Source organism: Nonomuraea sp. NPDC047897 (genome assembly GCF_043204415.1).
In the GTDB taxonomy this organism is placed as follows: domain Bacteria; phylum Actinomycetota; class Actinomycetes; order Streptosporangiales; family Streptosporangiaceae; genus Nonomuraea.
This window is the reverse complement of the sequence record NZ_JBIDCC010000023.1, coordinates 49,604-69,642: the sequence shown is the minus strand read 5'-3', so window position 1 is coordinate 69,642 and position 20,039 is coordinate 49,604. Positions and strand designations below refer to the sequence as shown.

General features: G+C 72.6%; 22 protein-coding genes. 11 read left to right on the top strand and 11 right to left on the bottom strand.

Features of this window, described 5'->3' with window-relative positions; translation table 11 throughout:
- Positions 1-16: 16 nt before the first annotated feature.
- From ACGF0J_RS35670 to ACGF0J_RS35660, 3 genes are read right to left on the bottom strand one after another with little or no spacing between them, the layout of a single operon-like run.
- Positions 17-724 carry a metallophosphoesterase gene (locus ACGF0J_RS35670; RefSeq protein WP_393153281.1) on the bottom strand — a complete coding sequence of 236 codons (708 nt, stop codon included), beginning with the start codon at positions 722-724 and terminating at the stop codon, positions 17-19.
- A 1-nt stretch (position 725) separates the two neighbouring features.
- Entirely contained in the window at positions 726-974 is a 249-nt protein-coding gene (locus tag ACGF0J_RS35665) for a BON domain-containing protein (RefSeq protein WP_393153279.1), read from the bottom strand.
- Positions 975-1,018: 44 nt separating this feature from the next.
- Complete coding sequence (locus tag ACGF0J_RS35660; protein WP_393153277.1) at positions 1,019-2,023, bottom strand: DNA topoisomerase IB; 1,005 nt, start codon at positions 2,021-2,023, stop codon at positions 1,019-1,021.
- Positions 2,024-2,079: 56 nt separating this feature from the next.
- Here ACGF0J_RS35660 and ACGF0J_RS35655 point away from each other — a divergent pair, with 56 nt between their 5' ends.
- From ACGF0J_RS35655 to ACGF0J_RS35645, 3 genes are all read left to right on the top strand, one after another.
- The gene (locus tag ACGF0J_RS35655; RefSeq protein ID WP_393153275.1) at positions 2,080-2,337 is read left to right on the top strand and encodes a hypothetical protein; all 258 of its coding nucleotides are present in this window, start codon (positions 2,080-2,082) and stop codon (positions 2,335-2,337) included.
- A 44-nt stretch (positions 2,338-2,381) separates the two neighbouring features.
- A complete protein-coding gene (locus ACGF0J_RS35650) occupies positions 2,382-3,413 on the top strand; it encodes an SDR family oxidoreductase (RefSeq protein WP_393153273.1) in 1,032 nt (343 codons plus the stop codon).
- Between the two features lie 104 nt (positions 3,414-3,517).
- Complete coding sequence (locus ACGF0J_RS35645; RefSeq protein WP_393153271.1) at positions 3,518-5,344, top strand: transketolase; 1,827 nt, start codon at positions 3,518-3,520, stop codon at positions 5,342-5,344.
- 71 nt (positions 5,345-5,415) lie between these two features.
- On the opposite strand, the gene ACGF0J_RS35640 is transcribed toward ACGF0J_RS35645, so the two are convergent.
- On the bottom strand, positions 5,416-5,802 hold the full coding sequence (locus tag ACGF0J_RS35640; protein WP_393153269.1) for a ChaB family protein: 387 nt from the start codon (positions 5,800-5,802) through the stop codon (positions 5,416-5,418).
- Between the two features lie 49 nt (positions 5,803-5,851).
- Complete coding sequence (locus tag ACGF0J_RS35635; protein WP_393153267.1) at positions 5,852-6,133, bottom strand: hypothetical protein; 282 nt, start codon at positions 6,131-6,133, stop codon at positions 5,852-5,854.
- A gap of 58 nt (positions 6,134-6,191) precedes the next feature.
- Here ACGF0J_RS35635 and ACGF0J_RS35630 point away from each other — a divergent pair, with 58 nt between their 5' ends.
- The 3 genes from ACGF0J_RS35630 (at position 6,192) to ACGF0J_RS35620 (ending at position 8,764) form a co-directional block, all read left to right on the top strand.
- Positions 6,192-6,692 carry a shikimate kinase gene (locus ACGF0J_RS35630; protein ID WP_393153329.1) on the top strand — a complete coding sequence of 167 codons (501 nt, stop codon included), beginning with the start codon at positions 6,192-6,194 and terminating at the stop codon, positions 6,690-6,692.
- Positions 6,692-7,246 (top strand): GNAT family N-acetyltransferase, encoded by a 555-nt coding sequence (locus tag ACGF0J_RS35625; protein ID WP_393153265.1) that lies wholly within the window; start codon positions 6,692-6,694, stop codon positions 7,244-7,246. Before ACGF0J_RS35630 ends, ACGF0J_RS35625 begins: the two co-directional genes overlap by 1 nt.
- A 135-nt stretch (positions 7,247-7,381) precedes the next feature.
- Positions 7,382-8,764, top strand: a complete 1,383-nt coding sequence (locus ACGF0J_RS35620) for a serine/threonine protein kinase (RefSeq protein ID WP_393153263.1) — start codon at positions 7,382-7,384, stop codon at positions 8,762-8,764.
- An 83-nt stretch (positions 8,765-8,847) separates the two neighbouring features.
- Here ACGF0J_RS35620 and ACGF0J_RS35615 read toward each other — a convergent pair whose 3' ends face one another.
- Complete coding sequence (locus tag ACGF0J_RS35615; RefSeq protein WP_393153261.1) at positions 8,848-9,660, bottom strand: hypothetical protein; 813 nt, start codon at positions 9,658-9,660, stop codon at positions 8,848-8,850.
- Between the two features lie 101 nt (positions 9,661-9,761).
- Here ACGF0J_RS35615 and ACGF0J_RS35610 point away from each other — a divergent pair, with 101 nt between their 5' ends.
- On the top strand, positions 9,762-10,589 hold the full coding sequence (locus ACGF0J_RS35610) for a helix-turn-helix domain-containing protein (RefSeq protein ID WP_393153259.1): 828 nt from the start codon (positions 9,762-9,764) through the stop codon (positions 10,587-10,589).
- 70 nt (positions 10,590-10,659) lie between these two features.
- Here ACGF0J_RS35610 and ACGF0J_RS35605 read toward each other — a convergent pair whose 3' ends face one another.
- Positions 10,660-11,613: a LysR family transcriptional regulator gene (locus tag ACGF0J_RS35605; RefSeq protein ID WP_393153257.1), complete on the bottom strand. Its 954-nt coding sequence runs from the start codon at positions 11,611-11,613 to the stop codon at positions 10,660-10,662.
- A 152-nt stretch (positions 11,614-11,765) separates the two neighbouring features.
- Here ACGF0J_RS35605 and ACGF0J_RS35600 point away from each other — a divergent pair, with 152 nt between their 5' ends.
- On the top strand, positions 11,766-14,042 hold the full coding sequence (locus ACGF0J_RS35600; RefSeq protein WP_393153255.1) for a M9 family metallopeptidase: 2,277 nt from the start codon (positions 11,766-11,768) through the stop codon (positions 14,040-14,042).
- Positions 14,043-14,158: 116 nt separating this feature from the next.
- On the opposite strand, the gene ACGF0J_RS35595 is transcribed toward ACGF0J_RS35600, so the two are convergent.
- Genes ACGF0J_RS35595 through ACGF0J_RS35585 form a run of 3 tightly spaced genes read right to left on the bottom strand, consistent with a single transcriptional unit; the run spans position 14,159 to position 17,159 of the window.
- Positions 14,159-14,980 carry a carbohydrate ABC transporter permease gene (locus ACGF0J_RS35595; protein WP_393153253.1) on the bottom strand — a complete coding sequence of 274 codons (822 nt, stop codon included), beginning with the start codon at positions 14,978-14,980 and terminating at the stop codon, positions 14,159-14,161.
- The gene (locus ACGF0J_RS35590; protein ID WP_393153251.1) at positions 14,980-15,912 is read right to left on the bottom strand and encodes a carbohydrate ABC transporter permease; all 933 of its coding nucleotides are present in this window, start codon (positions 15,910-15,912) and stop codon (positions 14,980-14,982) included. The genes ACGF0J_RS35595 and ACGF0J_RS35590 overlap by 1 nt, the downstream gene beginning before the upstream one ends.
- A complete protein-coding gene (locus ACGF0J_RS35585) occupies positions 15,909-17,159 on the bottom strand; it encodes an extracellular solute-binding protein (RefSeq protein WP_393153249.1) in 1,251 nt (416 codons plus the stop codon). Before ACGF0J_RS35585 ends, ACGF0J_RS35590 begins: the two co-directional genes overlap by 4 nt.
- Positions 17,160-17,281: 122 nt before the next feature.
- Here ACGF0J_RS35585 and ACGF0J_RS35580 point away from each other — a divergent pair, with 122 nt between their 5' ends.
- The 3 genes from ACGF0J_RS35580 to ACGF0J_RS35570 are packed head-to-tail and all read left to right on the top strand — an operon-like array spanning position 17,282 to position 19,462.
- Complete coding sequence (locus ACGF0J_RS35580; RefSeq protein ID WP_393153247.1) at positions 17,282-18,046, top strand: IclR family transcriptional regulator; 765 nt, start codon at positions 17,282-17,284, stop codon at positions 18,044-18,046.
- On the top strand, positions 18,043-18,987 hold the full coding sequence (locus ACGF0J_RS35575) for a sugar kinase (protein WP_393153245.1): 945 nt from the start codon (positions 18,043-18,045) through the stop codon (positions 18,985-18,987). The genes ACGF0J_RS35580 and ACGF0J_RS35575 overlap by 4 nt, the downstream gene beginning before the upstream one ends.
- Before the next feature lie 7 nt (positions 18,988-18,994).
- The gene (locus tag ACGF0J_RS35570) at positions 18,995-19,462 is read left to right on the top strand and encodes a cupin domain-containing protein (RefSeq protein ID WP_393153243.1); all 468 of its coding nucleotides are present in this window, start codon (positions 18,995-18,997) and stop codon (positions 19,460-19,462) included.
- Here the strand turns inward: ACGF0J_RS35570 and ACGF0J_RS35565 are convergent.
- A complete protein-coding gene (locus ACGF0J_RS35565) occupies positions 19,459-19,950 on the bottom strand; it encodes a DUF4232 domain-containing protein (protein WP_393153241.1) in 492 nt (163 codons plus the stop codon). The genes ACGF0J_RS35570 and ACGF0J_RS35565 overlap by 4 nt on opposite strands.
- Positions 19,951-20,039: the final 89 nt, after the last annotated feature.

Here is a 20,039-nt window from a genome sequence, read left to right as displayed (position 1 = left end):
CCCAGCCCAGGCAGCCTCAGTCCAGGCAGTAGACCGCGTAGGCCTTGCCGAGCACGGGCAGCGCCACGTTGCGCACGCGGATCCCGCCGGGCGTGAGCCCCTTCTCGCTGCCCTTGTGCGCGTGGCCGTGCAGGATCAGCTCGGCGCCCGCGGTGTCGACGGCCTCGGCCAGCAGGTACGAGCCGAGGAAGGGGTAGATCTCCAGCGGCTCGCCGTGCAGGGTCTCCTTGACGGGGGAATAGTGCGACAGCACCACCCGGCGGTCGGCCTGCATCTCCTTCAGCGCAAGCTTCCACGCCTCGGCGATGGAGCGGGTGTGCGCGACGAAGTCCTTGATCTCCCGCTCGCCGAACTCGCTGGCGCACTTGCCGGCGAACCCGCCGCCGAAGCCCTTGCCGCCGACGACCCCCAGCTTCGTTTCGCCGCACTCGATGACGACCCCGTCGTCGTCCAGCACGATCACCCCGGCGTCGCGCAGCTCGCCCGCGATCGCGTCCTGCTGGTCGGAGTGATAGTCGTGATTGCCGAGCACGGCGACGGTGGTCACCGGCAGGTCGCGCAGCTCGTCGGCCACGAGCTTGCCCTCCTCCAGCGTGCCGTGCCGGGTCAGGTCACCCGCCAGCATCAGCACGTCGGCGCGCTCCTCGATGCCCTCCAGTCTCTTGCGGTACTCGCCGCGGACGTCCTCGCCCAGGTGAATGTCGCCCACGGCCGCTATGCGCACGTTAGTCAAGGTGCTCATCCTCTCCGGGCTCGCTGACGACGACGACCTTGATCTCGTTGTGCATCCTCAGACTCGGCGCGGTCTCGTGCGCCACCTGGCCCAGCCGTTCGCGCTGTTCGTTGCCGCTCACCTGGCCGCGCAGGAACAGCTGGTCGCCTCGCACATCGACATGGATGCCGAGCTCGTGGGTGCGCGCGTCCTCCGCCAGCGCCTGCTGGATCCGGGCCGCGACGTACTGCGGAGCTTCCATCGCTTCCTCCTTCTCCAGACGCCGCATGCCCGGGGAGGTCTCCCTCAAACGGCGCGTATCAGGTCCACGACCGCGCGTTCCACGGCTCCGTGGGTGGCCAGCCCGCCGAAGTCGGCGTCGGCTCCCAGCTCGGTCAGCACCGGCGCGATCGTCCTGCCCTTCCCGTACGCCTCCACCACGCGCGGGTCCACGTACGACTCGCGAGCCACCGTGGGCGTGTTGCCGAGGTACTCCGACACCTCGCGCATCACCCGGGCGACCGCCCGCTTGCGCGCGGTGGACCCGACCCGCGCGGCCGGGGTGGACACCGCCAGGCCGACGGCGGCGAGCACGGTCGCGTGCCAGGTGCGGAAGTCCTTGGCGGTGAAGTCGTCGCCGATCGTCTCGCGCAGGTAGGCGTTGATGTCGTCGCTGCGCACGTCCGTCCAGCCGCCGGCGTGCCGGTAGCGCAGCAGCTCGCCCTCGCACCCCGAACCTTTCAGCGACCTGACGACCGCGCACGCCGCCGGGTCGGCCACCACCACCTCGCGCGGGATGTCCCCCTTGGCGCGGTACGAGCAGGTGATCGTGCTGCGTGAGCACGTCACGTGCTCCATCCGCAGCGTCGCCAGGCCGTAGGAGTCGTAGCTCTCCCCGCCGACCCGGAAGAAGCCGATGTCCAGCAGCCGGGCCGCCGCGGCGAGCACCCGCTCCCTGGTCAGCCCCCTGCCGGCCAGCCCCTGGTCGACCGCCTTGCGGAAGGCCGGCAGCCGCTCGGCCAGCTCCAGCACCCGGTCGAACTTGAGGCGGTCCTGCTGGGCGCGCCACAGGTCGTGGTAGCGGTACTGCCTGCGGCCTGCCGCGTCGGTCCCGACGGCCTGCAGGTGCCCGTCGGGCGAGGCGCAGATCCACACGTCGGTCCAGGCCGGCGGGATGGCCAGCGCCCGGATCCGCGCCCGCTCCTCGGGGGTGACGGGGCGGCCGTCCGCGTGCTGGTAGCCGAAACCGCGCCCCCGCCGCCGCCGGAGGATACCCGGCTCCTTCTGGTCACTGGGATGCAGCTCAGGCACGCGACCCCGGCTACCCCGAGCGTTAGGCGGCAAACGGCAGGGGCAGGTGACGCTCCATGTCTGATAACAACCCATTCGAAGAAAGGCGCTCGGAGTCGGGCAAGCCGATGGTGCCCGCGACGCCGCGTGACGTCGTGCACATCAGGGCCGGATCCTTCATCCTCGTCTTCGCGTTCGCGGTGGCCGCGCTGGGGCTGATCGCCTCCGCGCCGGTGCTGACCGGCATCGCGATCGTGGTGGCCGTGATCACGGTGGTGGACATCGTGCTGGCCGTACGCCGTCAGAAGAACCGCAACGTAGGAGAGGCGGGATGACCATGCCCCCGCAGCGAACCGATGTGCTCACGGAGTCCCCCTCCGTGAGCGAGTCCCCCGAGCGGTCGCACGACCTGCGCGGCAGAGTGGTCGTCGTGACCGGCGCGAGCGGCGGCGTGGGGCGGGCCGTGGTGCGTGAGCTGGGCGCCAAGGGCGCCAAGGTGGCGCTGCTCGCGCGCGGCACGACCGGGCTGGGCGCGGCCGCCGTCGACGTGGGCGCCGCCGGCGGGGTGGGCCAGGTCTACGAGGCGGACGTCGCCGACTACGAAGAGGTACGGCAGGCGGCCGAACGGGTCGAAAACGAGCTCGGCCCCATCGACGTGTGGATCAACGTGGCCTTCTCGTCGGTGTTCGCCCGGTTCACCGACATCACGCCGGAGGAGTACGAGCGGACCACCGCCGTCACCTACCTCGGCTACGTCTGGGGTACCCGGGTGGCCCTCGACCTGATGCGCCCCCGCGGCCGGGGCACGATCGTGCAGGTCGGCTCGGCGCTGTCGCAGCGCGGCATCCCGCTGCAGTCGGCGTACTGCGGCGCCAAGCACGCCGTGAAGGGTTTCACCGAGTCGGTGCGGACGGAGTTGCTGGCCGACCGGAGCGGCATCGACATCACGCTGGTGCAGCTCCCCGCCGTCAACACCCCGCAGTTCGACTGGGTGCTGTCGAAGCTGGGCCGGCATCCGCAGCCGGTGCCGCCCATCTACCAGCCGGAGGTGGCCGCCCGCGGCATCGTGTACGCGGCCGAGCACCCCGAACGCAAGGAGTACTGGGTCGGCGTCACCACGGCCGCCACGCTGCTCGCCCAGCGCATCGCGCCGGCCCTGCTCGACCGCTACCTGGCGCGTACCGGCGTGGACTCGCAGCAGACGACCGAACAGGCGCCGAGCGGTGTGGCCAATCTGTGGAAGCCGGCCGACGAGGCCACCGACTACGGGGCGCGCGGCAGCTTCGACCACCGCTCGCACGGGCGCAGCCCGCAGCTGTGGCTCTCGCAGCACCGGCGGCCGGTCGTGCTGTCCATGGCCGCGGCGGGCGCGGCGTGGATCGCGCTGGCGGCGCTCCGGCGCCGCGGCTGACGGCCCTTCGACTTCTCCCTTGACCACAAGTCAGCCAGAGAGTTGACCATCGCGTTATCCGGGCGAGAAAGGGGTAGGCGGCGGGGGACCAGGAGGAGGCCCACATGCCCGAACGCGATCTGCATTTTCTGACCGAACTCGCCGCCCAGCTCCGCGTGGACTCCGTGCGCGGCTCGGCCGCGGCAGGCTCCGGTCACCCCACGTCGTCGTTGTCCGCCGCCGACCTGATGGCCGTGCTGTTCGCCTGTCACCTGCGCTACGACTTCGACCGGCCGGACGACCCCGCCAACGACCACCTGATCTTCTCCAAGGGACACGCCTCGCCGCTGCTGTACGCGCTGTTCAAGGCCGCGGGCGCGATCGACGAGGAGGAGCTGCTGTCCTTCAGGAAGCGCGGCAGCCGGCTGGAGGGCCACCCGACGCCCCGGCTGCCGTGGGTGGACGTGGCGACCGGGTCGCTCGGACAGGGTCTGCCCGTCGGCGTGGGGATGGCGATGGCGGGACGGCTGGAGCGCCTGCCGTACCGGGTGTGGGTGCTGTGCGGTGACGGCGAGCTGGCCGAGGGGTCGGTGTGGGAGGCCGCCGAGCACGCCGGGGACGAGGGCCTGGCCAACCTGACGCTGATCGTGGACGTGAACCGGCTCGGCCAGCGGGGGCCCACCCGGCACGGCTGGGACACCGGCGCGTACGCGCGCAGGTTCGGCGCGTTCGGCTGGCGCACGATCGAGATCGACGGCCACGACCCGGGCCAGATCGACTTCGCGTTCGGCGACGCGCGCAACACGCGCAGACGGCCCACCGTGATCCTGGCCAAGACCCGCAAGGGCGAGGGCGTGCTGGAGGTGGAGAACCGCGAGGGCGCCCACGGCAAGGCGCTGCGCGACCCGGAAACGGCCGTCGGGGAGCTCGGCGGACCCCGGCACGTCACGCTGCGGGTGCATCCGCCGGAGACAGGGGTCGCGCCGCACCGGTTCGAGGACGGGCCACTGACGCTGCCCGAGTACGACGTCGGCACGCGGGTGGCGACGCGCACCGCGTTCGGCGAGGCCCTGGCGGCGCTCGGGGCGGCCCGCGGCGACGTGGTGGCGCTGGACGGCGAGGTGGCCGACTCCACCAAGATCGAGGAGTTCGCCAAGGCGTTCCCCGAGCGGTTCTTCGAGATGTACATCGCCGAGCAGCAGCTCGTGGCCGCCGCCGTCGGCATGCAGGTGCGCGGCTGGGTGCCGTACGCGGCGACGTTCGCGGCGTTCCTCACCAGGGCGCACGACTTCATCCGGATGGCCGCGGTGAGCAGGGCGTCGATCCGGCTGGTCGGCTCGCACGCCGGCGTGGCCATCGGCGAGGACGGCCCCTCCCAGATGGGGCTGGAGGACCTGGCCATGATGCGGCCGGTCCACGAGAGCATCGTGCTCTACCCGTGCGACGCGAACCAGGCGGCGGCCCTGACCGCCGAGATGGCCGACGTGCCCGGCGTGTCCTACCTGCGCACGACGCGGGGCGACACGCCCGTCATCTACCGGCCCGGCGAGCGCTTCCCCGTGGGCGGCTCGCGGGTGCTGCGCCACTCCCCCACCGACCGGGCGACGATCGTGGCCGCCGGGGTGACGGTGCACGAGGCGCTGGCCGCGGCCGACGAACTGGCCGAGCGGGGCGTGCCCGTGGGCGTGATCGACCTGTACTCGGTCAAACCGGTCGACGTCGCCGCGCTCACGGCGGCGGCCACCACGACGGGCAACCTCATCACGGTCGAGGACCACCGGCCCGAGGGCGGGTTGGGCGACGCCGTGCTGGACGCCGTCAGCGAGCTGGGACCCCGGGTGGTGAAGCTGGCCGTACGGGGGCTGCCGGGGTCGGCCACGCCGCAGCAGCAGCTCGCGGACGCCCGCATCGACCGGCGGGCCATCGTCGAGGCGGTCAGGCGGCTCCTGTGAGCGCAGGCCCGGGTCGACGGCGCACGGGAACGGCGGGCCTCGTCAGGGGCCCGCCGATCTCGGCGAGCGGGTCAGCCGCGAGCCTTCGCGGTGGCCCGCCGGTTGGCCTTCTTGATCGCGTCGACGAGCTCCTGCTTGGTCATCTTCGACCGGCCGCGTACGCCCAGCTCGGCGGCCACGTGCCGCAGGTGCTCCTTGCCGGCGTTCGCGTCGACGCCTTCGTCGGTCCTGCCGGACCGGTCCGTGGCGCCCTTGTCCGACGGGCCCTTCTCCGACTTGGGCTCCCAATGGTCGCCCACCTTCTCGAAGGAGTGCTTCAGGGCCGCGAAAGCCGTCATGTGGGCGCGGCGGCCCTCGCCGTACGTCTCGACGGCGGAGTCGTGGGCCTTCATCCACGTCTCCTGCGCCTTCTTCGGCGAGCGTCGAAGGGTTGACGGCAGCTCCTGCCTGGCCGGCATGTCGGTTCACCTCTTCCTGGATGTGGCGTCGCGGCGGCGACCGGGGTCGCTACAGCGGCGGCTCGTTGTAGTGGCGGCGCTCCTCGTACACGGTCGTCCGGCGGGCCTCGGGCGACTCGTAGACCTCGTGGCGCTGCACCGGCTCGTCGATCGGGCCGACCGCTCTGCGGGTGACCCTGATCCGGTAGATGCCGAACGCGAGCCCGATCAACCCGCCGAGCATGAGAATGACGCCGACGACGTTGATGTCGAGGCCGGCGAGGTCGAACTCGACGGCCCACGTGAGGATCGCGCCGAGCATGATGAGGATGATGCTTCCGGCGATGGTCATGATTACCTCCTTGACACGAGGAACCTCTATCCACATGGCAAAAAACAAACCAGTAGTGATGGTCGGTCTTATGGGCTCGGGCAAGACGAGCGCGGGACGCCTGATCAGCGAGGCCCTGGGCGTGCCGCTCAGCGACAGCGATCCGTTCCTGGCCAACCGGTACGGCGGCACCGCCGCGCAGATCGCCGCCCGTGAGGGGGCGGACGTGCTGCACGCCAGGGAGGCCGAGCACGTGCTCGTCGAGCTGGCCGACGACGCGCCGAAGGTGGTCACCGCGGCGGCCAGCACCGTCGAGGACCCCCGGGTGCGGGCCGCGTTGCGGGCGGCGTTCGTGGTGTGGCTGGACGCGCCCGACGAGGTGCTGGCCGAGCGGATGCGCTCCGACGACCACCGGCCCGCGTTCGGCCCGGCCGAGATGCGGGCGCGCCGAGGCGCGTACTTCCGGGAGGTGGCCGACATGACGTGCGACGTCGGCGTCATGTCGCCCGAGGAGGTGGCGGAGGCGGTGCTGCGCGAAATCCGGTTGCCCGCGCCGGACCGGCAGGGTAGTCAGGGGTGATGTTCGCCGAGAAACCCACCCTCCGGGGCGAGCGCGTGACGCTGCGCCCGGTCGGTCCCGAAGACGCCGAAGACCTCTACGCGCTGGTCACCGATCCGGAGGTGCGGCGGCTGACCGGCTCGCACGGCGAGTTCGACCTGCAGGCCGCCCGGCAGTGGTACGCCACCAGGGGCGGGCACGACGACCGGCTCGACCTGGCGATCGTGGCGGACGGCGGCTATGTCGGCGAGATCGTGCTCAACGAGCTCGACGCCGACAACCTGGCCTGCAACCTGCGCATCGCGCTGGTGGGGCCGCGGGTGTTCGGCAGGGGCTACGGCACCGAGGCCATCCGGCTGACGCTCGGCCACGCGTTCGCGGCGACGCCGCTGCACCGGGTCAGCCTCGGCGTCTACTCCTTCAACGAGCGGGCCGCCCACGTGTACAAGAAGGTCGGCTTCGTCCAGGAGGGCGTGCTGCGCGACGCGCTGCTGTGGGACGGCCGGCGGTACGACTCGATCACCATGTCCGTGCTGCGGACGGAGTGGCCCACCGGGTCCCCCGCCCTGCAATAATGATCATGACCACGGGTCCTCCGAGGCGCGCGGGGGGCCTGTGGCGTCTTCTTCCGTCCGCATCCGCGGCTTCTTCCGTCCGCATCCGCGGCGTCCCCGCGCAACTAATCCCGCTTCGGCCGCATCTAAGCAGCAGTGACGAAGTGCTTGGTGCCCGGTGACCCGCGAAGCCTCGGCGGCTACTGGCTGGCCGGACGGCTCGGCGCCGGAGGGCGGGGGGTCGTCTACGACGCCTACGACGACGAGGGACGCAGGTTCGCCGTCAAGGTGCCGCGGGGCGAGGTCACCCAGCAGCTGACCGACGCGGTGCTCCGGGTCCGGCCGTGCCACCTGGCCAGGGTCGTCGACGTGGGCGTCGACGGGACGGTGCCGTACATCGTGAGCGAGTTCGTCGAGGGGCCCGACCTGAGGCGGGCCGTGGCGCGGCACGGGCCGTACGAGGGCGCGGAGCTCGGCGTGCTCGCCGTCGCGGTCGCCACGGCGTTGCGCACGCTGCACGCGATCGGCGTCGCCCACCGCGACCTGCGCCCCGAGAGCGTGCTGCTCTCCCCAGGCGGACCCACCCTGATCGACCTGGGCCTGGGCGGCGCGGGGATGCTCGGCACGCCCACCTACCTGGCTCCCGAGGTGATCACCGGGGAGCGGCCGGGGCCCGCGGCGGACGTGTTCGCCTGGGGCGGGGTGATGCTGTTCGCGGCGACCGGGCGCGATCCGTTCCACGGGGAGAGCCTGGGTGGGGTGATGCATCGGCTGCTGGCCGTCGACCCCGATCTGGAGGCGTTGCCCGGGGGGCTGCGGGAGCTGGTGGGCCGGGCTCTGGACAAGCGCCCCGCCGACCGGCCGTCGGCCGACGCCCTGCTGGCCGGCCTCGCCTCCCTGCACCCTACGGCCCCGGCCCTCCGCCCGGTCCCCGACCCGAGGCCGGGCGGCGGACGAGACGCCGAGCCGGACGCCGCTCCGGCGGGGTCCGGCGCGGAAGGGACCGCGTCTGAGAGGTCCGGCGCGGCGGTCGTCGCCGTCCTGCGGCCCGCCCCTCGGGACACGGACGACGGCGGGGTGACGGGCGCGGCTCCGGGACCGAGGCTGGTGCCGCCCGGCGGCCTGGCCGGCCCGCCGGCGCTCGGCGAGCTGGCCGAACGGGTGTACGAGTCGCTGACGCCCCGCCAGCGGGAACGGCTGCCGGTCCTCCTGCTCCGCCTGCTCGACGGCTGCCTTCCGGACGGGGACGGCGCGTTCCCGGCTCCGGCCGGTGACGCCCCGGCGGAGGGCTGCGCGGCGCCCGCCGAGGACGCCGACGAGGCGGAGGTGCTGGCCAAGCTGACCGACGCGGGCCTGCTGGTGCGGCGCAGTGTGCCCGTGCGGGCGATCAGGACCGAGGTCGGCACGCTGGTGGCCGTCACCGGCGGGCCCGTCGCCCCCGCCGGCGCCGCCCTCGTCCGCGCCTGGCCCCGGCTGGGCACCTGGACGGCCGAGACCCGTGCCGCCCGCCCGAAGGCGGCGGGCGGCACAGGCTGGTGAGGATTGTCAGGTGTTGCGGTTTCGCCAGGTGATGCGGCGACGGATCACGCTGCCTCCGTTGTGTCGTCCCGCCGCCGGCCCGGTCACCTGACCCAGACCGAGGCGTACACGCCGTCCTCGACGTTCACCTGGACCGGCCGCAGGCCGCGGGCCACGAGGCTGTCGAACCGGCGCTGGTAGGCGGAGCCGGAGGTGTCGATGTAGTGGTGCCAGGGGCGGACACCGTCCTTGCGGTAGATCGCGGCGAACCGCGCCCCTCCCGGGGCCACCGCGACCGCCGTCGGGCGGAACCCCTCGGCGGTGCGCTCGTCGAAGAACTTCTTGTGCGCGGCGGACGACTTCCCGTACGAGAAGTACCATCCGCCTCCCTGGCTCTGCCGCCAGACCGCGACGTACCGGGGATCCGACGACGTGCCGTACACGTCAATCGAGACCGGTACGTACCCGTCCTCATGCGCCTTCCGGTTGGCGGCGGCGAACTGTGCCCCCGTGAGCCCCATGCGAGAGAAGAACCGTTCGGAGCGCTTCTCCCACAGCGCGGTGAACGTCGCACGGCCGGCCGGACCCGTCGCGGACACCGATGTCGGCTGGTATCCCTGCGCGAGGTAGTCGTCGAACCGCGCCCTGAAGCCCGCCTCGGACATCCCGCTCCGCGAGATCCAGGCTCCGCCCCCGCCCTTGACCCAGACGGCCGCGTAGCTCGGCCCCTCCGACACGCTCACCGTGATCGGCCGGTAGCCCTGGCGGCGCAGGCTCTCGAAATGGGCCTGGTGTGCGCTCTGGCTCGCGCCCGAATACGCGCGGAAGGCCACTCCCATGGCGGCGTGGGCCGGCGCCGAGACACCACAGGTGCCCACCGCCACCGCAGCCACCGCCGCGAACATCCTCTTCTTCACTCGTGCCTCCTCAGCCGACTGACTTGCCTGGTACGGCCCATCCTTGTCACGCTTTGATTGATCACCACCGATCGGACACCTGATCAACCAGGCAGGGTGAATTGGGCAGGCCAGAACGTGAACTCGATCCCGGCAGCGGGTTGATCGAACGCTTCGCGCATGACCTGCGCCAGTTGCGCGTGGCGGCGGGGAAACCGACTTACCGGATCATGGGCTCTCGGGTCGGGTGCTCGCCGAGCAGGCTCTCCGAAGCCGCCAAGGGACTCCGGCTGCCGAGCCTGGCGGCCACCCTCGATTACGTACGCGCCTGCGGCATGACGGACACTGCCGAGTGGGAGCGGCGCTGGCACGAGATCAACGGCCAGATCCCGCAGAACTCCCAGGCCACCCGCGAACCCGAGCCCAGCGGATCAGCCATGGCGGACGAGGCCCACGGCCAGGAGCGGAGGCCACGCGCTCTGTGGAAGGTCGCGGCGGGCATCGGTACGGCGCTGGCACTCGTCACGGCCACCGCGGCGTCCATCTGGACCCCGGGCGATGCCGTACCGGACATGCCGACGCAGTGCCGCTCGCCGATTGTCGAGGTGCGCGTGCCGGTATCGGTCCAGCCCTGTGTCCAGGTGACCGACGGAGCCGTGGCCACCTCCCTCGACCTGCGCGCGGTCCAGGCGGTCGACGGCGCGGTCGCCTACGTCTGGTTGCACGACATCGAATCCCGCGTACCGCTGGCGAAGACTCTGCGGGCGTGCGAGCTCGGTGCCCTGACAGCAGGTCAGGCGAGCACCTGCGGGCCGTTCCCCCAGCAGGTGCCGCCCGGACGCTACACCACCGCCGTCGCGGTGGAGCCGGGCCCGCGGCAGAGCGCGCCGCCGCACTGGCGTAGCGGCGCCACTGGAACACAGAGCCGGCAGGTCAACACCAGGCCGTGAGATCGCCCTGCGAAGCCGTCACGGCCATGGTCCGTCGGCTTCACGCAGAATGAGCGACACCAGTTCCCGCTCAGAGGGGATGCGTCTCGGGGTGGGCGTCCCACCAGTCGCGGTAGGCCGGGTTGTCGTCCACGTGGTCGCGGAAGGCGGCGGCGAGGCCGCGGTAGACGGCGGTCGCCGCCACCGTGCCGAGACGGTCGCGGCGCCAGGCGACGACGAGCCGGGCGACCTGGGGCTCGCCGGCGAGCGGGCGGACGGCGGTGCCCGGCGGGGCGGGCCAGGTGGGGTCCACCAGCCTGATGCCGTGGCCCGCGGCCACGAGGTGGTGCCCGCCCCCGCTGGGGGCGTCGTAGCGGACGTCCGGCTCGAACCCGGCCGCGCGGCACGCGGCGCGCAGGGCCGCCAGGGAGCCGTCGTCCGCGCCGGGCGGGCTGATCCAGCGTTCCTCACGCAGGTCGGCGAGGCTGATCTCGGCCTGACCGGCCAGCCGGTGCCGTTCAGCCAGGGCGACGAAGATCGGGTGGTGCGGGATCAGCGTCCGGCTGACGATCGGCGCGGGCAGCGGGACGTCGAAACCCTCGATCATGCCCACGAGCGCCGCGTCGAGCATGCCCCGGGTGAGGGCGTCGGCCAGCAGCGCGGCCGACGGCTCGATCCGCAGGGAGATGAGGCGGCCGGGCAGGGCCTCGCCGACCCGGCCGACGACGCTCGCGACGCAGGCCGTGTGGACGCTGCCCAGGCGGAGCCGGGTCACCTGGGCGCGGGCGTCGCGCAGGTCGCCGACCAGCCCGTCCATCTCCGACAGCACGACCCGGGCGCGGGCGATGACCTGGCCGCCCAGCAGGGTGGGGACGGCGCCGGAGCGGCTGCGCGCGAAGAGCGCGCCGCCGACGATCTCCTCGACCTTGCGTAGCTGGACGGTGAGGGCGGGTTGCGACAGGCCGAGCCGGGCGGCCGCCCGGGTCACGCTGCCCGTCTCCGCTATCGCGCAGAGCATCCGGAGATGCCGGAGCTCAAGCTCCATAAAGGCAAATTATGTGACATGTCACCGTACGGGACCAGGCGTTCCGGTGAACACATAGCCAACATCTATGGCGCGCCCTATGACCACGGGTTCCGCGCGGGCCGCACACTCGGGGCACCTCACAGCCCAGCGGACACCCCCGGAGGTCCCCCGTGTCCAAAGTGCCCAGGCGATTACTGCTGCCGCTCATCACCCTCAGCCTCCTCCTCCAGCCGGTCTCCCCCGCGTACGCCGGTGTGGAGGCGCCCACGACGCGAAGCGCGCTCACCGCCGAGCCGCCACCCGTCGCGTCCCTGACCGGCACCGACGAGCCGGAACACCTGCGCGACTCGCGGCTGGACGCCCGCGAGCGGGCGCCGCAGCCCGCTTCCACCGACGCCGCTCGCCGCGACTACGACGACCCGCGCCCCGCGCCGCGACCACGGCGGCCCTCGGCCGGCACCCCCACGGCCCGGGCGGCCGCCTGCGACGTCGCCGGCTTCACCGGCCGCACGGGCGGCGAGCTGGTCAGGCACGTCAAGTCGGCCACCACCGACTGCGTCAACACGCTCTTCGGCCTGACCGGGACCGACGCCCGCGGCGCCTTCCGCGAGGAGCAGATGGTGAGCGTCGCCACCGCCCTGCGGGACGACGGCGCCGGCTATCCGGGCGACAACCGCGCCGGCACCGCCCAGCTCGTGCTGTACCTGCGGGCCGGCTACTACGTGCAGTGGTACCACCCCGACGATGTCGGCTCGTACGGGCCGCAGCTCAGGACCGCAATCCGGGCGGGACTCGACGCGTTCTTCGCGAACCCGCGCGCCTGGACGGTCAGCGACGCCAACGGCGAGGTGCTGTCGGAGGCGGTCGTGCTGATCGACAGCGCCCAGCAGAACGACCGCTACCTGGACGTGGTCGAGCGGCTGCTGAACGGCTACGACTCCTCCTACGACGCGTCGTGGTGGATGCTGAACGCGGTCAACAGCGCCTACACGGTGCTGTTCCGCGGCCACCAGGTGCCCGCGTTCGTAAGCGCCGTCCAGGCGGACACCGGCGTCCTCAGGACGCTCGAGTCCTTCGCCACCCGCCACCTCGCCCTGCTCGGGACCGAGCGCGGCTACCTCACGGCCAACGCCGGGCGCGAGCTCGCGCGGTTCCTCCAGCACGCGGCCCTGCGGGACACCGTCCGGCCGATGGCGCGCGGCCTGCTCGGGCGCAGCGCCGTCACGGGCCCGACCGCGCGGCTGTGGGTCGGCGTGGCCGAGATGGCCGACGCCTTCGACAGAGCCTCCTGCTCCTTCTACGGCACCTGCGACCTGGCCGCCCGCCTGGCCGCCGCGGTGCTGCCCGTCACCCACGCGTGCGGCCCGGCGATCCGGATCCGCGCCCAGGAGATGACCTCCGGCCAGCTCTCCGGCACCTGTACGAGCCTCGCGGGCCAGGACGCCTTCTTCCACGACCTGGCCCGCGACGGCGGCCGGCCGGTGGCCGACGACCACAACACCACCCTGGAGGTGGTGGTGTTCGACTCCAGCACCGACTACCAGACCTACGCCGGCGTCATGTTCGGCATCGACACGAACAACGGCGGCATGTACCTGGAGGGCGACCCCTCCCGGCCGGGCAACCAGCCGCGGTTCATCGCCTACGAGGCCGAGTGGCTGCGCCCGGACTTCCAGATCTGGAACCTCAACCACGAGTACACCCACTACCTCGACGGCCGGTTCACCATGCACGGCGACTTCGCCGCCGCCATCTCCACGCCGACCGTCTGGTGGATCGAGGGCTTCGCCGAGTACGTCTCCTACTCCTACCGGAAGGTGACCTACGACGCCGCCATCGCCGAGGCCGGCCGCCGCACCTACGCCCTCAGCACCCTGTGGAACACCACGTACGACCACGACGCCACGCGCGTCTACCGGTGGGGCTACCTGGCCGTGCGCTACATGTACGAACGGCACCGCGCCGACGTCGACACCGTGCTCGGCCACTACCGCACCGGCTCGTGGAACGCCGCCCGCGACTTCCTGACCCGCGGCATCGGCAGCCGCTACGACGCCGACTGGAACTCCTGGCTGGCCGCGTGCTCGGCAGGCGGCTGCGCGGGCGACGGCCAGGTCCCCGAGTGCGCCGACCCGGACACCCGGCGGCTGGACCGCGACTGCCGGCGCAGCGGGCTGTCCGCCGTCGCGGGCGACTACGCCTACCTCTACCTCTACCTACCCGACGGCGTCCCCAGCCTGACCATCACCTCGTCGGGCGGGACCGGCGACGCCGACCTCTACTACAGCGACCGGGGCTGGGCCACCGTCTCCTCCCACACCCTGCGCGCCGCCGGAGCCGGCAACGGGCACACCATCACTGTCACCGCCCCGGCGGCCGGCTGGCATTACGTCAGTCTGCACGGCGCGGCGGCCTTCTCGGGCACGGCCGTCACCACCGAGTACTGACCCCACCGGTACCGGCCCTGTTCACCGCCCACGCCCGCACGGCGTCCCGCGACGCCGTGCGGGCCTTTCCGCTCCCCGCGCGGACCTCAGCTGCCGCGATTCATCGGCACGAGACATCAGTCTTTGACGGCCCCTCCAAGACCTGACACGAGGCGGCGCTGCACCGCCACGAAGAAGACCAGCACGGGGATCGTCATGAGCGTCGAGGCCGCCATGATGCCGCCCCAGTCGTTCTCGTCCGGCTTGAAGAAGCCGAGCAGCGCGGCGGGCAGAGTCTGGTTGTCCCTGGCCGAGATGATGAACGTCCTGGCGAAGACGAAGTCGTTCCAGGCGGTGATGAACGAGAAGACGCTCGTCGCCACCAGGCCGGGAGCGACCAGGGGGAACAGGATGCGCCACAGCACGGTCGCGCGGCTCGCCCCGTCGATCAGCGCCGCCTCCTCCAGCGCCTCCGGCACCGCGGCGACGAAGCCGCGCATCATCCAGACGGCGAACGGCAGGGAGAACGCCAGGTGCACGAGCACCAGCGAGGCGAGGGTGTTGAGCAGGCCCGCGTCGCGCACCACGAAGAACAGCGGGATCGTCAGCGCCTCCACCGGCACCATCTGCGCCACCAGGAACATGATCAGCACGGTGGTGCGGAACCGGAACGCGAACCGGGTGACCGCCACCGCGGCGAGGAAGGCGACCACGGCCGACAGCGCCACGACGGCCAGCGCCACCACCGCGCTGTTGACGAAGTAGCGGGCGAACCCCTCGCCGGTGAGCACCCGCGTGAAGTGCTCCAGGGTGGGGTGGAGGGTCCACGGCCGCACGTCGAGGGTGTGGATCTCCCCGGCGGGTTTGACCGCCGACAGCGCCATCCAGTAGAGCGGGAAAGCCGTCAGGAACGCCACGACCAGCGCCACCGCGTTGGCCGCGTGCCGGGTGGTACGCACTAGAGCCTCTCCCCCGTCCGGTGCAGCGCGCGGATGTAGAACATGGTCACGACGAGCAGGATCAGCGTCATCACCACGCCGATGGCCGAGCCGAGCCCGTACTCGGAGGAGCCGAACGCGGTCTGGTAGGCGTAGACGTTGAGCACGGTGTTCTGCCCGGCGATGCCGCCGCCGCTGGTCATCACGTAGATCTGGGTGAAGATCTTGAAATCCCAGATGATCGACTGGATGACGACGATGGTGATCAGCGGCCGCAGCATCGGCACGACCACCCGGCGGAACGCCTGCCAGGCGGACGCCCCGTCCAGCGCGGCCGCCTCCAGCACCGAGGCGGGCACGGCCTGGATGCCCGCGTACAGCGTCACCATGACGAACGGGAACGAGTGCCACACGACGGTGGCGCCGACCACCCCGAACGTCACCCACCGGTCGAAGAACCAGTTGCGGCCCTCGGTGCCGAGCACCTGGTTGACCAGGCCGAGGTCGGCGTCGAAGAGGAACATCCACACGGTGGACCCGGTCATCGCGGGCGCCGCCCAGGCGCCGAGGGCGGCCAGCGACAGCGCCGCCCTCGGCACGGTCCCGACGCGGGTCATGAGCACGGCCAGGGCCGCGCCCACGGCCAGGGTGGCGGCCACCAGCGCGGCGGCGAACCCCACGGTCTGCAGCAGCACGCTCCAGAACCGCGCGTCGCCGAACAGGGCCGCGTAGTTGCCGAACCCGACGAACGTGGTCGGCTGCCCGCCGCTGACCTGCGCCTGCCGGTAGTCGAAGACCGACAGCAGGCCGAGCAGGTAGATCGGGTAGCCGAACAGCGGCCCGAGGACGGCGAGGGCGGGCAGCAGGTACAGCCACGGCCGCGCAGCGCCCGCCCGGCGTCGCGTCGCGGCCCGCCGCCATCGGGCGAGGGCGGGCGGGGCGGCCGCGGTCACGAGCCGCCGAGGGCCGTCTTGACGGCGGCGGCGGCCTCCGTCGTGGCCTCGTCCACGCTCGCCCGCCCGGTGGCGGCCTTCTGCAGCATGGTCGGGATGACCTTGGTGTTGTCGATCTTCACCCAGCCGGGGTGGACGGGCACGAACCTGGTGCCCGCGGCGACGACGTCGAGGAAGGGCTTGACGAAGGGGTCCTTGGCGGCCAGTTCGTCCCGGGCGGCGGTGAGGGTCGGCAGGTTGCCCATCGCCTCGTACATCTTGGTCTGGTACGTCCTGCCGCCGAGCAGCTTGACGAACTCGACCGCGAGCGTGCGGTGCCGGGCATGGCGCAGCACGCCGAGGTTGTTGCCGCCGGCGAAGGCCGGCGCGACCGAGCCGGGCTCGAAGCCGGGCAGCGGCACGACCCGGTACCTGCCGGCCGCCGCCCCGGCGTCCACGGCCGCGCGGTTGAAGTTGCCGAGGATGCCCATCGCCGCCTTGCCGCCGGCGAACAGCTCGACGGTCCTGCCGCCGGTCAGCGACGCGCATGCCTGCGGCGGGCACACGGCGTCGGACAGCAGGCCGGTGTACGCCTCGACCCCCTTGCGCGAGGCGGCCGAGTCGAGAGAGGTGATGTCGCCGCCCGCGGCCCAGACGAACGGCAGGGCGCCGAAGGTGTACTCGCCGCCGACGGCGATGCCGTACAGGTCGGGTTTCCTCGCCCGGATGGTCCGGGCCGTGCGTGCCAGTTCCCCGATGGAGGCGGGGGGTTTCAGGCCCAGCTCCGCGAGGACGTCCGTACGGTAGTAGAGGGCGCGCACGCCGATGTACCAGGGCAGGCCGTAGACCTTGCCGGCCACGGAGGCCGACTTCATGAGGTCGGCGTTGACGTCGACTCCCCGCAGGTCGGCGGTGAGGTCGGCGAGGCCGCCCGCGGCCACGTACTCGGCGAGGTCGGTGTTGCCGTACTCGGCGACGTCGGGCGCGCTGGGCGGGTCGTTGAAGGCGCCCTTGAACTTCTCGTGCCGGGCGGGCGTGGTCGGGATGTAGCTGATCTCGACCTTGACGTCCGGGTGGGCGGCCGTGAACTCCTTGATCGCCTCGCCGACGACCTTCTCCTTGGGGGCGCGGTTGGGCTCGTCGTAGAGCCACACGCGCAGGGTCCCGGTCCGGTCGTCGCCCCCGGACGCGGGAGCGGTCGTGGGGGGCGCGCAGGCGGTAAGGGCGGCCAGGGTGACGACGGCCAGGGCACAGTAAAGAAACTTCACTATTACCTCCTGGCGCCGAGACTAGGAACGGCCGGAGCGGCACGGAAGAGCTGCGCCGACTTGTTGTGCACTGCACAACGACGTGCTGCAAAAGCTGACGTCCGACAACCGCACCGCCTACCATGGCCTCCGTGCCCGAGCGCAACCAGTCAGCCTCCCTCCGCCGCGCGCTCGCGGTGCTGGACCAGGTGCGGGCCTCCAGCGGCCTGACGCTCACCCAGCTCGCCGAGGCGGTGGACCTGTCCAAGAGCACCGTGCTGCGGCTGACGGTCCCGCTCGTCGAGGCCAGGCTGCTCGAACGCGACCGCAGGACCGGTGCCTACCGGCTCGGCCACGGCACGCTGGAGCTGGGCCAGGCCTACCTCTCGGGCCTCGACCTGCGCGCGGTCGCGGCCGAGGAGTCGCACCGGCTGGTGGCCGAGGTGCGCGAGACGGTCCACCTCGTGGTGTACGAGCCGCCGCACGTCGTCTACATCGACAAGGTCGAGAACGAGACCAACGTCCGCATGGCCTCACGCATCGGCAGCCGCGGCCCGCTGCACAGCACCGCCGTGGGCAAGGCCATCCTCGCCTGGCTGCCGGACGACACCGTCGACGGGCTCGACCTGAAGGTCATGACCAGGCACACCATCAGCGACCCGGCCCGGCTGCGCGCCGACCTGGCGAGCGTGCGCCGGCGCGGTTACAGCGTGGACGACCGCGAGAACGAACCCGAGGTGCGCTGCGTCGGCGCGCCGATCTTCAACCACACCGGCGCCGTGGTCGCCGCCATCTCCCTGTCCGGCCTCTCCTCGCGGATCACCGCCGCACGGGTGCGGGAACTGGGGCCGATGGTGGCCGCCGCGGCGTCGCGCATCTCCAGAAAGCTGGGTAGCTCCTCTCGATGACCGATCTGGTGACCTTCGGTGAGACCATGGCGCTGTTCGCGGCCCGCCGTACGGGGCCGCTGCGCTTCGCCCGCGACTTCGACCTCGGGCTGGGCGGGGCCGAGTCCAACGTGGCGATCGGCGTGGCACGGCTCGGCCACAGCGTGACCTGGGTGGGCCGGGTCGGCGCCGACGAGTTCGGCGACCTGATCCGCGCCACCCTGCTCGGCGAGGGGGTGGACACCCGCGCCATCGCCGACCCCGGCGCGCCCACCGGACTGATGATCAAGGGCAGGCGGACCGCCGACCTCATCGACGTCAGCTACTACCGCAGAGACAGCGCCGGCTCCCGGCTCGCCCCCGCCGACCTGGACCCGGCGCTCATCCGCGGCGCCCGCGTGCTGCACCTGTCGGCGATCACGCCGGCGCTGTCGGCGTCCGCCCGCGAGGCGACGCGCCACGCCGTCGCCCAGGCCCGCGCCGCCGGGGTGCTCGTCTCGCTCGACGTCAACTACCGGCGGGCGCTCTGGTCGCCGAAGGAGGCGGGCGAGTGGCTGCGCGGCGTGATCGCGGACGTGGACGTGCTGTTCGCGACCGTGCCGGAGGGCCGCCTCGTCGCCGACGCGGCCGAGCCGGTCGCGCTCGCCGAGGCGCTGGCGTCGCTCGGGCCGCGCCACGTGCTCGTCAAGTCGGGAGCCGAGGGCGCTCTGGAGCTGTCCGGTGGGGTGGTCCGGCGCGCGGAGCCGTACGAGGTGACCGAGGTGGACCCGGTCGGCGCGGGAGACGCGTTCGCGGCCGGGTGGCTGGCCGACTGGCTGGCCGGGGCCGAGCCGGACGAGCGGCTGCGGACGGCGTGCGCGGCCGGGGCGTTCGCCGTCACCTCGCAGGGCGACTGGGAGAGCCTGCCCCGCCGCCGCGACCTGAGCCTGCTGCGGCGCGACGGTGCCGACATCAGCCGATAATGCTGAGATGACCGACAGGGAAATGCCGGGACCGCGCCCCCTGCTGCGCCGTCCCGAGGACGGCGAGCTGATCGACGTCGCCGGGGTGGCGCACCTGTTCCGGCTGACGGGCGAGCACACCGGCGGACGGTTCGCGTTCGAGGAGTTCACCCTGGCCGCAGGCGTGATCGGGGCCCGGCCGCACGTCCACCACGGGCACGACGAGTACTTCTACGTGCTCGACGGGGAGCTGACCCTGCACCACGGCGACGGCGAGGTGACGGCGGGGCCCGGCCACCTGCTGGCGGCGCTGCGCGGCACACCGCACGGCTTCCGCAACGCCGGCGCCGTGCCGGCCCGCGCCCTGTGCCTCTACACGCCGGCCGGGTACGAGGGGTACTTCCGCGAGGTGCACGCCGCCGTGGCGGCCGGAGCGGAGGTGACCGACGAACTGCTGGCCGAGTTCCGCGCCCGCCACCGCACCACCTCGCTCTAGCGGACGGGCGTGACGTCGAGCGTGCCGCAGACCCGTCCGGCCGGGAACGGGAGCGTCGTGGCGGCGCCCTGCCCCGGCGGGGTCACCAGCAGCGCGGAGGCGTCGGGACAGTCGTCGGCGGTGACTGTCCAATGCAGCACCGAGCGGGCGCTGCCGCCCGGCTCCAGGGTGACCGTCTCCTCCGGCGCCCAGGTGCCGGGCGCGGCCGGCGCCGCGCCCGGCAGCGGGGCGCCGGAGGCGTCGAGCACGACCAGCGCCGGACGGCCGCGCAGGGTGCAGTCGGCGCCGGAGCGGTTGGTGAACACCAGCGGCGCGTACCGGTTGCCCGCACCGGGATCGACCCGGTCCAGCCGCACGTCGAGCTGGGCCGAGGAGCAGCCGCCCGGGTCCCGCGCCGCCCCCGGCGCGGGCCCGCGGGCCGGGGCGGGCACGCCGCCGCCCGCCAGCAGCAGCCCGCCCACGATCCCGGCGATCCTCAGTCCCCTCATCGGCACGCCCCGTCACTTTGTCACCTTGCTGGGGGGTATTTCCGGTAGTCAGGCGGCTTACACCGGACGGCCGTCCCCCTCGGAAGCCG